General features: G+C 40.5%; 14 protein-coding genes. 11 read left to right on the forward strand and 3 right to left on the reverse strand.

Annotated elements, in window-relative coordinates; genetic code table 11:
- Positions 1-10 precede the first annotated feature (10 nt).
- The 11 genes from AACS00_RS16255 to AACS00_RS16305 all read left to right on the forward strand — a co-directional run bounded on the left by AACS00_RS16255 (position 11) and on the right by AACS00_RS16305 (position 12,184).
- The gene (locus tag AACS00_RS16255) at positions 11-553 is read left to right on the forward strand and encodes a hypothetical protein (RefSeq protein ID WP_064624120.1); all 543 of its coding nucleotides are present in this window, start codon (positions 11-13) and stop codon (positions 551-553) included.
- A complete protein-coding gene (locus AACS00_RS16260; protein ID WP_110168020.1) occupies positions 538-1,920 on the forward strand; it encodes a DEAD/DEAH box helicase in 1,383 nt (460 codons plus the stop codon). Before AACS00_RS16255 ends, AACS00_RS16260 begins: the two co-directional genes overlap by 16 nt.
- 196 nt (positions 1,921-2,116) lie before the next feature.
- On the forward strand, positions 2,117-3,211 hold the full coding sequence (locus AACS00_RS16265; protein WP_110168021.1) for a hypothetical protein: 1,095 nt from the start codon (positions 2,117-2,119) through the stop codon (positions 3,209-3,211).
- Positions 3,195-3,620 carry a hypothetical protein gene (locus AACS00_RS16270; RefSeq protein ID WP_110168022.1) on the forward strand — a complete coding sequence of 142 codons (426 nt, stop codon included), beginning with the start codon at positions 3,195-3,197 and terminating at the stop codon, positions 3,618-3,620. The genes AACS00_RS16265 and AACS00_RS16270 overlap by 17 nt, the downstream gene beginning before the upstream one ends.
- Positions 3,621-4,069: 449 nt before the next feature.
- Positions 4,070-5,176, forward strand: a complete 1,107-nt coding sequence (locus AACS00_RS16275; RefSeq protein ID WP_110168023.1) for an SAVED domain-containing protein — start codon at positions 4,070-4,072, stop codon at positions 5,174-5,176.
- A gap of 9 nt (positions 5,177-5,185) precedes the next feature.
- The gene (locus tag AACS00_RS16280; RefSeq protein WP_110168024.1) at positions 5,186-6,550 is read left to right on the forward strand and encodes an SMODS domain-containing nucleotidyltransferase; all 1,365 of its coding nucleotides are present in this window, start codon (positions 5,186-5,188) and stop codon (positions 6,548-6,550) included.
- Between the two features lie 315 nt (positions 6,551-6,865).
- Positions 6,866-7,264 (forward strand): hypothetical protein, encoded by a 399-nt coding sequence (locus AACS00_RS16285; RefSeq protein ID WP_110168025.1) that lies wholly within the window; start codon positions 6,866-6,868, stop codon positions 7,262-7,264.
- Entirely contained in the window at positions 7,209-8,453 is a 1,245-nt protein-coding gene (locus AACS00_RS16290; protein WP_110168026.1) for an SAVED domain-containing protein, read from the forward strand. Before AACS00_RS16285 ends, AACS00_RS16290 begins: the two co-directional genes overlap by 56 nt.
- A 302-nt stretch (positions 8,454-8,755) precedes the next feature.
- Positions 8,756-9,994, forward strand: a complete 1,239-nt coding sequence (locus AACS00_RS16295; RefSeq protein WP_110168027.1) for a nucleotidyltransferase domain-containing protein — start codon at positions 8,756-8,758, stop codon at positions 9,992-9,994.
- Positions 9,994-11,742: a ThiF family adenylyltransferase gene (locus AACS00_RS16300; protein WP_219968431.1), complete on the forward strand. Its 1,749-nt coding sequence runs from the start codon at positions 9,994-9,996 to the stop codon at positions 11,740-11,742. Before AACS00_RS16295 ends, AACS00_RS16300 begins: the two co-directional genes overlap by 1 nt.
- Positions 11,720-12,184 carry a Mov34/MPN/PAD-1 family protein gene (locus AACS00_RS16305; protein WP_110168029.1) on the forward strand — a complete coding sequence of 155 codons (465 nt, stop codon included), beginning with the start codon at positions 11,720-11,722 and terminating at the stop codon, positions 12,182-12,184. The genes AACS00_RS16300 and AACS00_RS16305 overlap by 23 nt, the downstream gene beginning before the upstream one ends.
- An 84-nt stretch (positions 12,185-12,268) precedes the next feature.
- On the opposite strand, the gene AACS00_RS16310 is transcribed toward AACS00_RS16305, so the two are convergent.
- From AACS00_RS16310 to AACS00_RS16320, 3 genes are all read right to left on the reverse strand, one after another.
- Positions 12,269-12,871, reverse strand: coding sequence for a Cap15 family cyclic dinucleotide receptor domain-containing protein (locus tag AACS00_RS16310; protein WP_110168030.1), 603 nt, complete (start codon positions 12,869-12,871; stop codon positions 12,269-12,271).
- The gene (locus AACS00_RS16315; RefSeq protein WP_110168031.1) at positions 12,868-13,302 is read right to left on the reverse strand and encodes a diadenylate cyclase; all 435 of its coding nucleotides are present in this window, start codon (positions 13,300-13,302) and stop codon (positions 12,868-12,870) included. The genes AACS00_RS16310 and AACS00_RS16315 overlap by 4 nt, the downstream gene beginning before the upstream one ends.
- Positions 13,303-13,725: 423 nt before the next feature.
- Entirely contained in the window at positions 13,726-14,328 is a 603-nt protein-coding gene (locus tag AACS00_RS16320) for a helix-turn-helix domain-containing protein (protein ID WP_110168032.1), read from the reverse strand.
- Between the last annotated feature and the right edge of the window lie 43 nt (positions 14,329-14,371).

Here is a 14,371-nt window from a genome sequence, read left to right on the forward strand (position 1 = left end):
AGAATAGTCAATGAATCGTTCTCAAAAAATGAATGCGTTTATGCATCAACTGTTGATTGAAAAACAGATGGATAATTTTTCGGTTGTGGAAATTCGAGATGCATTGCTGTTGCTTGAAGGTGTTGATCCCGATCCTGAAGAAGCCCGGAAGTTCATTTATCGTCAAATTTTAGTACTTGAGAAAAAAGGTTGGCTAAGTTGTGAAGGGATCGGAAGGCAAAAAAAGTATTTCCAAACCGAACTCTTTCGAGGACTCGATATAATCTGCCGAGAGAGCTCATCGCCTAAAGTTCGGATTTCCAAACCGTCAACTTCAACCATGGATGGATACTCGGTCTTGATGACAGAGCGTGGTGAACATCAGGGGGAGTTAGAAATTATTCTCGGTGAAATAGAAGAATATCAGTCGTTGAGTCAACGTTTTCCTGAATTGAGTACTCAAATCACACCACTGCTTAAGATAGCGAGAGAACGTTCCGCATTATTACTGGGTAAAATCAATGTATTAACCAATGTACTAACGTCGTTATCAGAAGGATGCGCTCGATGTTAAGAGATTGGCAAAGAGACTGTGCGATGAGAGCGTTAACAAAGTATCAAGGCGAACAGTCTCATTTTTTCTGTCAAGCAACCCCGGGGGCCGGTAAAACTATCCTAGCCGCCGAAATTGCTAAACGCTTATTGGCGGGCAACTTAATTGACTTGGTGTTGTGCTTCTCCCCAACGCTCAGTGTGGCCGATAGTATAAAAAGAACCTTCTCCAAGACATTACATTGTACGTTCAATGGAGGCTTAGGCTCCATTGGGCAATCACTGACCTATCAATCCATTCAATTTTTAAATGATGAATTTTGGCGGATCCTGACTAAATACCGAGTGTTTGTCGTATTTGATGAAATCCATCATTGTTCAGGATCTGAAATGGAAGGCGCGAATGCATGGGGGCAGCAAATACTCTCCAAAGTTCAAGGGCTCGCCACTTATACGTTAGCGCTATCTGGAACGCCATGGCGCTCGGATTCCTTACCGATTGTGATGGCGGAATACAGTGACCCTGATGGCCAACTGCTCGTCGATTATCAATACAGCTTGAAACAGGCGATTGAAGACAGAGTGTGCCGTTCACCAAAGATTGTTTTGGTGGATAACGAACATCTCACCATTACTGGTAGCAAAGAGGTTCAATCGTTTTCTTCTATATTAGAGTTACTGAAACAGACAAAAACGTCATACCAGAGCATCATCCATAATGATGAAGCGATGGAATATCTCCTTGGTTTGGGCTGTAACAAACTGGCGAGTATTCGTCTGGAATCACCCAATGCCGGAGGGTTAGTTGTGGCGGCGTCGGTACAACATGCAAAGAAAATCCAAAAAATATTAGTGACTCAGTTTCATCAATCGGCTGCGATTGTTACCTATCGTCATGATGAGCCGCTGTCTGAAATCAATGCTTACCGTCATGGTAATACCGAGTGGATTGTCAGTGTCGGTATGATTAGTGAGGGGACCGATATCCCAAGATTGCAAGTTTGTTGCCATATCAGCTCAGTGAAAACCGAATTGTACTTTAGGCAAGTACTTGGCCGTATTTTGAGAGTGAACGATGAGCCGAACCAAGAAGCTTGGCTGTTCACTTTTGCAGAGCAAAGCCTTATCGAATATTCCGAACGCATTGAGCAAGATATACCCGAAACCTGTCTGTTTGCGAAAATGGGCCAAAATGAAGCTTTCCATATCGACGGTTCAAATATCCGCTCACTGCAATCGGCCACTTCTGAACAGAGTGACATACTCGTCCCCACTCTGAATTGGAACTCTTCAATTAAAAATGGAACGTCAGTTGATGGCTCAAATGAACCCTTTGATGAGTTACATTTAGGGCGCTTTAAGCAGCGAGTGATATCGGCATTTGTGTAGTTTTTGACCGATGATGGGGGTGAGGTTTCTACTTTGTTTTGTCTACAATTAATGATGTAGAAAAGCCTTACATATAAGTCGGTTACTGAACTAAAACTTACATTTTAATTGTGCAACAAGATGCTGGGCAAATTTTTGCCTGTGATTTTTTTGGGTTATCATAGGCAATCCTAAATAATGATGGTACATCATCCCTATGTTTGACAAACAGCGTTCTTATTGTTGTCCATTTTGGAAAGACCCTGAAACCTGCAATTGCGCATCCTGCTATAACCAAAGAGAATGGGATAGAAGCAGTGCCGCACTTAATGTCGCTGAAGCTAACAACTTCAGGTCATCGGGAACTGCAATTCCAAGTATGCAACCAATGCTTGAACCTGAACTGCCTAAAATGACGATGAAAGAAAGGCTAGAAGCACAAAGTAGGCAAAACCTTGCACAGCGTGAAAATAATTGGAAATATGTACAAGCCAATAAAGAGCGTTACGCCGCGCAACGAGCGGACCAATTAGCTCGACAAGCTCAAGCTGCTTATGATCTTACAGAGAAAGAATGGAATAAAGATCTAAAGGAAGATTTAAAAGCCTATTTAGAGAAACGACATACACAGGTTTGCATTTTCACTGTCGATGATGCAGCTAAATGCGCGATAAACATTTGGCAGCAAAAAAATACAGATGGTGAAACTATTGGCACTGAAACATTGAAATTGTTAGAAGAGATTCATTCTAAATTTGATATCGGTGTTGGCCTTGTTGCTGCTACAAAAGTAACAAAAGCTCTGGGTGGTTTAGGGGTGACCGTCAAACAATACTTAGATGCTAAAGGCAAGGAAAAAATCATCATATCTAGCCTTTGGAATGATAAAAAAATGCACTATGCAGTTGTTAATGGTTTAAATATAAAGAAAAACCATCCATATCCAATATCTAATCCAACGGTAAAACAATTAGGTGTTTTGGCAAAAGATACTGTGAATGGCTTTAAAAAAGGAGCGGTGTTAAGCATGATTATCTCCGCCGGAATAAACACAAACGAATTAGTATTTAATGATGATTATCATTTGGTTGATTGGTTTGGGCATGTTGGCAGTGATTTTTTCAAAGCTATGACCGTTCTTTCTACTAGTGCTTATGTGGTTAGCTTAACTGTAGGTTTGGGTATTGCTCTACCGATATTAGCAGGTGTTGTACTGTGGGTTGGTGTTGATTGGGCAATAAATGAAATTTGGGAATCATTTAAAATTGAAGATGCTATCGTTGAAGGATTGAAAAATGCCACAAATAGCTAATAAGCTTATATATTCATACGGTGCATTAGTGAGTTTAATTGGTTTACCCTTTGCTCTTTACTTGAGTTTAGAAGACCTTTTGAATGTTTATAAACTTGGTAGTAAAACCATAGAGTTAAGCTACTTTTTTGCTATTTCCCCCATCCTATTTTGGATTCTAAGTATTGTTATCGTAGGCACGTATTCATTATTTTTTAAGACAAGAATGAAGCTTTCACCGCCCATGAGAAAGGCGATAGGCATATACATGCCTATCATTGCTGTTTCACTTTCTTTAGCCATGGGTATTTTTCTAAAACCGCTAATGGCCGAACACTTGGTAACTAATGGGTATGCATTGGAAAAAACTATTTCTGCTTCGGCACCATGGCGTTCTGACATTGATGTTTATACACGAAACGGCCAGTAATGATGGAACTAAAAGTACTAAAGCATCAATTGCATTTGTAGGAGGGCAATATGGTTTGTTATAAGTTCTTAAAAGTGTAATACCTACCTTAATAGTTAATCTCTAAGATTACGTGGGTGAACTGAAAGAAAGCATAGTTCTTATAGAAGCAGTGTTTTCTTTGCTGATTGGGATCAAATAGGACAATGTTGGTAAGCTCATTTCTGCCCCAAAGTTGCTTAGACTTTTTACTCATTCACACCCTGTTCATGGGCTTTTGCAATACTAAAAGTTATCCCTTCTTCTCATGCTGTTCGCTGTTAATCCCCGAGATGTAATACGGGGTGAAAGTCTGTACAAACGAATAAATAACCAAATATAAATATGCATTTATATACACACATATCAATGCGCAATAAGTGTCTTATAGGTTAGAATCAATTACTTTCTAGATATATAGGACTTGAAGTTTGAAGTGGATAGAGCAACTACTTGATTTTGGTTATGTAATTTTTCAGCGACGACTTTCAGGTTCGCGCTATCTTATGGGCTTAGGCATAAAGCTCTTTACTCTTACGGCTATTGGCTCACTTGCATTTCAGTTTAGCAATGGTGAATACTCATTCGTCATTGATACAGCGTCTGACTCAACATATGAAATTGCGACGTTGGTAGGTGTTTATGTCTCAATAGTAATGATCGTCGTAGGATTCTTCTTTGAAGTGTACTCAATGCTATTTGGTGAGTCAGCCTCAAAGAACAGAGCAAAGAGTATCGATTTAAGAAGCTTAGATGGGGCTGCCGCTCCAACCCTGTGCAGCAGTTTTAGTTCCACAATCGAACCAGCTGGGTTACATGATGACCTTTTCATGTGGAAGTCTAGAAAGCAGACTCTTGAGGACTGGTTAAAAGAATCATGCGCCAAACTTCAGAAGTTTTACGACGAATCACTTCAGAAATTAAATGGCTTTGAACCAAACAAGCCACTCGCTTTAGGAGCTATAGCTCATGTTCCGCATTGCTTCACTTTAGGTTACTTGGTTGGAAATAAGCGTCTGGTAAATTACTACTGCTGGAACCGTGATAACAAGAAGCAACACAAGGAACGATGGTTAGACTGTCGAGATGCTAGAAGTAGAGGTCAAAAATTAGAGTGCTCAGAAATTATGGAAAAGCCGGAGGTCCTAGATTCTCAGGTAACAAAGCTAGGCATTTCGATAGAAGTCTCTTTTGATAATGACTTAAAGACCTTTTTTGAAGATCTAGAGTTAGATCGCGCTATTGCTTATAGAGTTGAAAGTAGAAACGTTGGAAATATGTTCTCAGATGTAGAGCAATCCAACTTTGTTGCCTCCCTTAGAACCGAAATAAATAACACCCTTCTTAAGAAGTACCCCTACGTTACTGAAGTTCATTTGACCCTTATGGCTCAAGCCTCGCTAATCATGCGCATAGGGGCGGAGTTTAATCAAAATCACCTTAGTCAACAAATAAACGTACACCACTTCGATGGTGCTGGTTACCCTTGGTCATTACAAATAAACAAAGACCAAGAAATTAGTTACTTAATTAAGTAAGGAAGCCATGTGAGACATCAAAAAATATTTACTGAATTCCTAACAGGAGTGGTCAATCTCAATCAAGCTCGAATTAACAAGGTTACTACCACTTCGGCGTCTGTTGAGAAGTATGTAAAAGATCACGACGATTTTAAAGGGATTTTTAGGAACACCTCGCCTCAGGGGTCATACGGACATAGGACGATTATCAAGCCAGTTAAAAGCAAAGAGTTTGACGCTGATATAGTCTTCTTTATGGACGAAAATGATAATTGGGAGCCTAAAGACTACATAACAAAACTTCATCAGGCTTTTAAGGGGTCAAGTATCTATAAAGATATGGTTCACTATAACACTCGTTGTGTTTATCTTGATTATTCAGGTGATTTTCACATCGATGTTGTTCCATGTATTGTACGAGTAACAGAAACCGTTTTCGGTAATCATACACAATATTTGATTGCGAATAGACACACCAATGAGTTTGAACTTACTGACCCTGAATCATACAAGAAGTGGGTCGCCGACAAGAATTCAGTGGTAGGTAACAACAACCTCATTAAATGTATTCGCCTTATCAAGTATCTTCGTGACATAAAAACTACGTTTTCATGTAAATCAATACTTTTAACCACTCTGATTTGTAATATGGTTCAAGACTACGAATCTAATAGTGATCACTTCAAAGATATTGCTACCACCTTAAAGACAATTTTTACCCGCTTGGATGATTATTTAAGTTTTTACGATTCAATGCCAGAAATAGTCAATCCAGTACGAACCGAAGAAACGTTTACTCGTCACTGGAATGAAGAAAAGTATACGATTTTCAAAACAAAGATCGGCGATTATAGAACTTGGATAGAAGATGCATTTGATGAAACAGATCGAACTGAATCTATTAAAAAATGGCGCCGTGTGTTCGGAGATAGTTTTCATTCTGTTACAAAGAAATCAGCCACAGCAGCTACCTATGATGAAATTTTGAACGAAGCAAGTCAGCCTAACTTCCCTATTCCTCCTCACTGCGCGCACCACAGATGGGAAGAAGTGGATAACGTTGGTAGTGTCAACTTAGATGTTGAGTATCGTAATAAAAATAGCGTCAATCCGTTCGCTAGAGCTGTCCAACAAATTATTTTTGGCAAGAACTATTCCCTTAAGTTCACGGTTACAGATGATATTCCTCCCGGCTCAGACGTATATTGGCAAATTACTAACACTGGAGAAGAAGCGAGTAGATTAGGTCAATTACGAGGTGGGTTTGAAATCGGTGGAAAAATCAAAGAAGAAACAACCTCTTATAAAGGGAATCACTTCGTAGAGGCATTTGTTGTTAAAGACGAGGTGCTTTTAGCAAGAAGTGGTAAGCTCGTCGTCCCTATCAATTGATAGATATAAGGCTCGCATTAGCGAGCCTTTTCCTTCTAGAACCTGACCAATTCACCGCCAGCCACTCACGTTGACTCCATTTCTTTTCTCCTAAAAGCGGACATTTCTATCGGGGATTGACAGTACGAAGGCGTATAAACTGGAACTATTTTTTACTCTTAGTATTCCTTGTTACCTCTGTTTGACCAAATCTAACTAATACCACATTATGTGCTTGGTTGATTATCGTTCTTATTGGTCTGCAATCGAAAGGAAGAAATTGGGTCAGAGTCAGTTAATAATGAGTAGTGGTTAAACGATGGAAAAGGAATACAAGTGCAAAACGAACTGAAGGTACTTGAAGGTCATCCGTCAGGTTTATCTGACGCAGAATTGGCAGAATGGCTTTCTTTATGCCTCTCAAATGGAAAACTATTAGCTTATGCTTATGCCAAACATATCTTCAAGGTTTATGAGCAGAGTGAAGAACCGTCGCAGTTAATGGTAGGCGATTTAGGTACGAAAGCTGTATCCGTTCTAAAGGTGTTGTCTAAGAAGAACATGCTTAAACGTATAGAGCTTCCTTATGACGTATTAGTAGAAAGTAAGACCTCACAATCTGACTGGACGCTGCTAGAAGCGAAAGTCAAAGATATTACTGCTCTAAAGAAAGCAAGGGATGAACTATTTGGCCAAGGTCGAGGCAAAGCAATATCACCCCCCTACGGCTTCTAAGGTATGGCATGATGCTGGAGGAAGGTGTATGTACCGGGGGTGTGGCCAAGATCTTGGCTCTACTCCTTTAACAACACAAAATGCAAGGATTGCATATTTGGCTCACATTGTAGCTTCCGATCCAGATGGACCGAGAGGGAATGAGAGCTCTCATGCACTATCAGACTCTCCAGAAAACATCATGCTTATGTGTGACGGTCACCATAGACTCATAGATAGGATAGATGTAGCTGGACATCCAGCATCCGATTTACAACATATGCGCGATGTACATACTGCCCGAGTTAATTTGTTATTGGGTAGTTTGCAGTATCCCACCGTACAACTCATAACTCTACTCGCTGACTTAGCTCAAGTACCAACAAATGTATCCAAAACAGAACTTTGCAGTTCTGCACTTAGCCGAAATCTTGGTCCACTCCCAGAAATCAAACACATGCTCCGAAGAACACAGCGAGATGACCGAGGACGTTTTGGGTTTTGGGGTCATTTTCTTCATGAGCATGAGTCAGATATACGAGAATTAATTAGCTTCACAAGTAACAAACCATCTCAGAAATCATCTATGACACCTGAATCTCTGGGAATTTTCCCGCTGCATTTGGTTCCTGTACTAGTTCTGGCTGGAAGGATTATCGGTGAAGCTAGGCATGTAGAAATTTTCCAATATGATCGAATCGCAAAAACTTGGCATTGGCCAAAGGAGTCTCCGATCTTAACCTCGCAGTTTAATATCTCGTATGAAGTAGATGACGATTCTGACCAGGAAGAAGCAATCCTTTCTTTCGAACTCACAGCAAAGTTAGACACCAATGCTCTTCCCGAAGAATTGGCTAGAACAGTTAGAGATAAGAAAATACGCTGGATTAGAATCACTAATACTGACCCCAACCCCAACTGCATTAACTCAAAAGAACAATTAGATAATTTTTCAGATCTTGCTAGGCAAGCCATAAGGACAATTCAAGATTCATGGCGCTCTAAGGTGATACATGTTTTCGGTGTCTCCCCAGCCAGTACACTTTTCAAATTTGGCCAAATGTTACAAGCAGGGAATCATTCAGTATGCAGAGTCTACGATAGACCTGATGGTTCAAATATTTTCGTCCCCGCTTTAGATATAACTGGCAATGATGTTAGGTCAGTCGGTGCTAACTCCGATCAGCAACATCAAATAAGTCTCAGATAAAGGATATCAAAGTAACAATTACACAAATTTCAGGACAGCCTCAATTTATACGGTGTAGATTTTCAATTACAGCCTATTTTTTGTGGCATACCAGATAGATTCCAGCCAGAGCATGTATTCCCGTACGTTACGAATACATATTTTAAATATGTCGTTGTCAAAATGGCGGTTGAAAATTGTACATGGTTGACTCTGAGGAGTATTCTAGGTATGCAACTTTTGGCATTTACACAACATCAGCGTTCAAAAGCTGCATTATTGAAGTAACGGAATAATGTTCTTATAAAGCAGGAGAAAGTTGTATGTCTGTATCAGTTACAAAGCAAGCGGATACTTATCTAGAGGCTTTGGCCAAAGCATTAGAGATCCCACAGTCTAGATATGAACAGGCAGAGAAAAGCTATAAGTCTGTAGGGGAATGGCTTCATAGAGAGGAGTCAACGGTAAAAGATTACTCTCCTGACGTGTATGTACAAGGCTCTTTTCGTCTAGGATTAGTCATTAAACCTTTGTCAGCACAGGAAGAATACGATATTGATTGCGCGTGTTCTTTGACTTATCTCGATAAGTCGTCTCTCTCGCAACAAGATTTAAAAGTGCTCATGGGGGATGAACTAGAGTTATATCGCAAAAGCAAGGGTATCAAAAAGCCAGTCGCTGAGCAAAGGCGCTGTTGGAGGCTAGAATATGCTGACGGCGCGCAATTCCACATGGATGTCGTTCCCTGTATACCAAACGCTGAGCAACAACGCCTTTTACTAGAACAGAAGAACTTTGATACTAAATTTGCTGAGACAGCAATAGCTATAACAGACAATGAAGTACTACCTCAGTACCATCAAATTACATCAGACTGGCCGAGATCGAACCCTCGTGGATATGCTGAATGGTTTAAATTTCGAATGGGTGAGAACTTTGAAAGAAAACGCCGCGAAATACTGAAAGAAATGGAAACTAAAGGTATACAAGCCAGTATTGAAGACATCCCGAGTTATCGCGTCAGAACACCCTTGCAATCAGCGATAATGATACTTAAACGTCATCGTGACATGATGTTTGAAGATAATTCAAAAGATAAACCCATATCAATAATTCTTACAACGCTATCTGCTCATGCATATCAAGGTGAAGATAGTATAGGTTCGGCACTGCTCTCCATATTACTCAGGATGGAGGAAGGAATACATTATGATGGACATAAGTATGTAATCAACAATCCGACAGATGCCATGGAGAATTTTGCCGACAAATGGGAAACACATCCTGAACGCGCTGAAGCCTTTTTCTCCTGGCTGAGTCAGGCTCGAGAAGATTTTTATTCAGTAGGACAACAAGCTGAACACCGCCGAATGTCGGGTATCCTAGAAAGCAGAATCGGTCAGAATGTAATGAATCAAGTTCACCAAAATCTATTAAGTTTAACAAAGTCTGGAGCCTCTAGTTTGTTGTCCACTGCGACGGCAGCATCAACCTTAGCAACCCCAAGCATTGCATTTGGTGATGTTGCAAGAAAACCTAAGAAGCCGGATGGATTTGCGTGATGTGGTGGATTTTTCAAAAAGAAAGGTTTTCTTTAGAAAGAGCGGCTGTAGCGGAGCTTGAGTCTAAAGTAGGCTGGTTAGAGGTAGGCAAGTGGCAGGCTGATCCAGATAATGAACTGGCAATGTGTTTGACATTTCAAGTATTGCATCTAAATAGAACTTTTCACTTTAAGATGGTGTACCCGAGCGTATTCCCTGATTCACCACCAATGATCTATACAGAAGATAAAACGAGGGTCTCTTTGCATCAGTACGGGGCGAGTGGTGAACTATGTTTAGAGCATAGACCTGATAATTGGCAATCGTCAATAAGTGGCTCAGATATGATTGAAAGTGTTTACCGACTACTTTTAGAAGAGCAGGGAGAAGAAGGATATATGGCGCATGCACAATCAGCACATATACCTTCCTTAGGACGTGATACGCGCATCAAAACTTTTCGTTTTTTGCTTACTGAAGGAGACCTAAATGCGCTCAATGCCCTCACAGAGAGAAAAACAGAAAGAGCTTGGATCAGAGAACGTAAGGTGGGCGGGGTCTTCATTAGTTCTCTTCTAAAGGTGGGAGACAAAGAGAATCCTATTTGGACAAGCAATCTCACCTTACCTGACTGTAATAGAGAAGAACAAGCCTTTGTAGTACGTTTTTCTGGTGCAGAAATATCAGATCAACCAGATGTTTCTGATTTAAAGAAATTACTTGAAACATCAGAAATGCTAGAGCTGTATCATGAAATTCTACAAACAGATTCAATTGCAAACTTGATTATAGGGGATAAAGATAATTGGGTTTTATTGAGTCTCTTTGGTTCTATTGATGAACGAAAAATAATACGTTACACGACGATTAAAATACCGGAGCACAAAAATAGATTACCTGATCAATTTTTATCATTGAGCGATAAAAAAGTAGGACTAGTTGGGTGTGGTTCTGTCGGTTCCAAAGTTGCCGCAAGTTTGTGTAGATCTGGAGTAGGAAATTTTTTGCTCATTGATGAAGACATTTTTTTCCCTGACAACATTGTTAGAAATGACTTAGATCTCAACTATGTTGGAGCTCATAAAGCACCTGCATTACAACAGCGATTACAAAACATTAACCCTCACGTTGACACACAGATTCTTAGATTATCATTAGGTGGACAAGAAAGCTCTAGCTCAATGTCTGGGGCGTTAGAATCACTCGGTAATTGCGATCTCATTATAGATGCTACAGCAGAGCCTTTAGCATTCAACTTGATTGCGTCTGTTTCAGTGCGCAAGAAAAAACCAATGATCTGGGTAGAAGTTTTTGGTGGTGGGATTGGCGGTCTTGTGGCAAGGTCAAGACCTGAGCTAGACCCTGTCCCACTATCTGCGAGAGCTCAAATATATAATTGGTGCGAGGGGCAAGGTGTAGAGTTTTTGCACAGCACAAAAGCAAATGACTATAGTGCTCAAGTGGATGACGATACACCGTTAATAGCAAATGATGCTGAAGTCTCCGTTATGAGTGCTCATGCTACTCAGTTCGCAACCGATATCCTAGCTCGACCTGAAGCTAGTATATTTCCTTATTCTGCGTATATCGTTGGCATGTCGTCAGAATGGCTTTTTCAACAGCCTTTTGATACTCGCCCTATCGACCTGCTACCAGAAGGCCACTGGGGAGAAACTGCTGAACATATTGAGTCAGAAGAGATTATCCAACTATTGCAAGCTTACCTTCCACCTAAGGACCAATTAGATGCAAATAGTTCTTCCGAATAGTGTTTTGAAAAAGCTTCGACTCCATATGTTAAAGGCTGGCAAGCGTGAAATAGGTGGAATGCTTATGGGGGAAGACTTAGGCGAACAGGCCTTCCGGATCGTTGATTTTTCTGTCGATGTGAAAAGGGGGACGACTTCTAGCTTTTTCAGAGATTCTGATGAACACGATTTGGCATTGCAGAGGTTTTATGAAGAAACAGGCTCTGATTACAAACGCTTCAATTATTTAGGAGAGTGGCACACACACCCAAGTTTCTCTGTTGATCCTAGTATCAATGACATCAATGCTATGCAAGGTATAGTTAATGGCGGTGAAAACATAGATTTTGCGTTTTTATTTATTTCTAGGTTACGTTGGTTTTGGCAGTTCGAGTGTAGTGCTTACCTGTTTATTCGAGGCCATCAACCAATTCAAGTAGAGATTATTATTGAGGAAAAATAAAGACCTATTACTTTGATGGGTAGTTGTCGAGCTTTTATGCTATTTATCACTATTAGCAAGATAGAGTTAACTTTCGGTATAATTTTAATCAGAATGACTAACACGTTTTAACACATAGTAACCGACGGTTTTTCGACTAGTAAAATAATTCCCTTGAAGTAATCCATCATCATCCAGACCTAGCTTAAGAATAGCTGTACCCTTATATGGTTGTTGAGGTAGTGAGTGTGATTTGTGTTTTGGGGTGGTCAAAAAAACGTAATATAGTTCCGATCTCCCAGTTTCTGCATCTTTTTTAGGCTTAGCCAGTAAAGTTTGAGAGTCAGAATCTTCAGCCTCTACATCCATACCGATATTCAGAAAACTTTGTTTAATCACAGCTCTGCCGTGCGATGTACCTTGCTTTCCTTCCCACTCCCAATGGATCGTCATGTCCCATATCCCGTTTAAGTTGGGGAATAATAGTCTATTTAGGCTAGGGTATTTCCCCCAAATTCTCTCCCAGCCATAATAAAATAGTATGGCGAGTAGACCATTTAGAACAGTTGAACCGCTAGCTCCTATTGATACCGCTGACAAGAACGATGTACTTTCGTCATACACAGCCCAGAGGATTAGACAGCTAACCACTGCGTATGCGACAGCAATGAGGGTAATAACTCTGCCTATTGGAATAAGGCTAATCATTGTGCTTCCTCAAAATATACTTCTTTGCCACCTACAAAGATAGAAAGACCATGTCTTTCACTGATAACCCCTGTCATTATTACACCAGGAATTGCTGAGCCGAACAGAGCAGCTACGAAACGTCCACCTACTGGGCGAGCATTATCGATGCTCACTTCTTTAATAATCGGTGGAGAGAAATACTGAGCGACATGCGTTATCTCTCCTTTTCTATTTAGAATATGAAATCCATCATGATATTTGCTTTTATAGCTAGAAAGCTCTGCCAAAATGTCAACCACCGAACCGGATAACTTTGGTGATGTATCTCGTAGACTTACTATTGGTAAATTCGCAGGAGAATCAGATACAATAACACCAGCTCCAGAGAAATCGGAGCAAGCATCTGCCTTAATCTTATACAGTAAATTTCTAAAATCGCTTTGTGTCATAATAGCTTCTAAACTAGAGCGCTGAGTACTAGGAGCACCCAAGGTACTTCTTCTTCGATACTTTATGGAGATAATACAGGAAACTCGCACCAAATTTCACACACTAAAATCAGAGATATCAAATTCTTTTCAGCATGATATCAGCAACTGTAGTGAATAAGGGAATTTGGCCTGCCACATGTAGGCTGGTCGCATGGTTGCAATACTAGAAGTAATCCGAAAAATCAGGGCTCTGTATGGTTCATAACTCAGAAATGTCCAAAAACGTTTCACAGAGCCAAGCTTTGGGACAAGAGCGCCTTAGTGCTACTACTCTAAAGCACTTCTGCCCCATTGTTACTTGGGGCTAGTACTAATCCATCTATTGTGAGTATGGCTTTGCCTTAATAAATCTTATTTGAACTCACCTCTAAATGAGTGGGCTTATCGATGTAACTCAGCAACGCTCATAGTGAAAACTAAATCCGAATCTGCTTGGTTTGAGTAGCTGTGAGGGACATCCGTTTTAGCTATAGCGGACTGACCTTCATGCAGTTCTATGGCTTTCCCATCAATATTCAAAGTGAGTATTCCAGACTCAACATGAAAAAGTTCAAACGTGCCTTGTGGATGACCTGCTGATTCAAAAACTTCTGATGGTTTCATATTCCAGCGCCACAACTCAATCATATCTGGGCCGCTTGTTCCCGCCAGAAGTTTTGCGCTACCACCGTGCTCGCCAGTCCAAAGCGTTGGAATGTCCTCTTTATCAATGATGTTGACTGTTGGATTACTCGCAACATTCACAATATCGGCAACCGAAATCCCAAGGGCAGCAGACAGTTTACACAACGTCGAAATGCTAGGGTTAGCTGCCCCTTTCTCTACTTCTACTAACATGCCTTTACTTATCCCTGCTCTTTTTGACAGGGCATCCAGTGACAACTTGAGCCTTTTTCGATGTTCCTTGATCCTTGCGGCTACCGCTTGATTAATGAAATCAGCATCAGTGCCACCATCGGTCGATATATTGACTTTTTTGGTCATTGTAATGTATCTTGCATGAAAATGAATCACTGAAGGAATTATC

This window comes from Vibrio sp. 11986-1-5 (genome assembly GCF_963878025.1).
Classification (GTDB): Bacteria; Pseudomonadota; Gammaproteobacteria; order Enterobacterales; family Vibrionaceae; genus Vibrio; species Vibrio injensis.

What these genes read in the sequence shown, in the direction of transcription:
- AACS00_RS16265 (WP_110168021.1), top strand. Translation starts at nt 2,117, where the DNA reads ATGTTTGACAAACAGCGTTCTTATTGTTGTCCATTTTGGAAAGACCCT.
- AACS00_RS16305 (WP_110168029.1), top strand. Translation starts at nt 11,720, where the DNA reads ATGCAAATAGTTCTTCCGAATAGTGTTTTGAAAAAGCTTCGACTCCAT.
- AACS00_RS16315 (WP_110168031.1), bottom strand. Translation starts at nt 13,302, where the DNA reads ATGACACAAAGCGATTTTAGAAATTTACTGTATAAGATTAAGGCAGAT.
- AACS00_RS16310 (WP_110168030.1), bottom strand. Translation starts at nt 12,871, where the DNA reads ATGATTAGCCTTATTCCAATAGGCAGAGTTATTACCCTCATTGCTGTC.
- AACS00_RS16300 (WP_219968431.1), top strand. Translation starts at nt 9,994, where the DNA reads ATGTGGTGGATTTTTCAAAAAGAAAGGTTTTCTTTAGAAAGAGCGGCT.
- AACS00_RS16255 (WP_064624120.1), top strand. Translation starts at nt 11, where the DNA reads ATGAATCGTTCTCAAAAAATGAATGCGTTTATGCATCAACTGTTGATT.
- AACS00_RS16290 (WP_110168026.1), top strand. Translation starts at nt 7,209, where the DNA reads ATGAACTATTTGGCCAAGGTCGAGGCAAAGCAATATCACCCCCCTACG.
- AACS00_RS16270 (WP_110168022.1), top strand. Translation starts at nt 3,195, where the DNA reads ATGCCACAAATAGCTAATAAGCTTATATATTCATACGGTGCATTAGTG.
- AACS00_RS16260 (WP_110168020.1), top strand. Translation starts at nt 538, where the DNA reads ATGCGCTCGATGTTAAGAGATTGGCAAAGAGACTGTGCGATGAGAGCG.
- AACS00_RS16320 (WP_110168032.1), bottom strand. Translation starts at nt 14,328, where the DNA reads ATGACCAAAAAAGTCAATATATCGACCGATGGTGGCACTGATGCTGAT.
- AACS00_RS16295 (WP_110168027.1), top strand. Translation starts at nt 8,756, where the DNA reads ATGTCTGTATCAGTTACAAAGCAAGCGGATACTTATCTAGAGGCTTTG.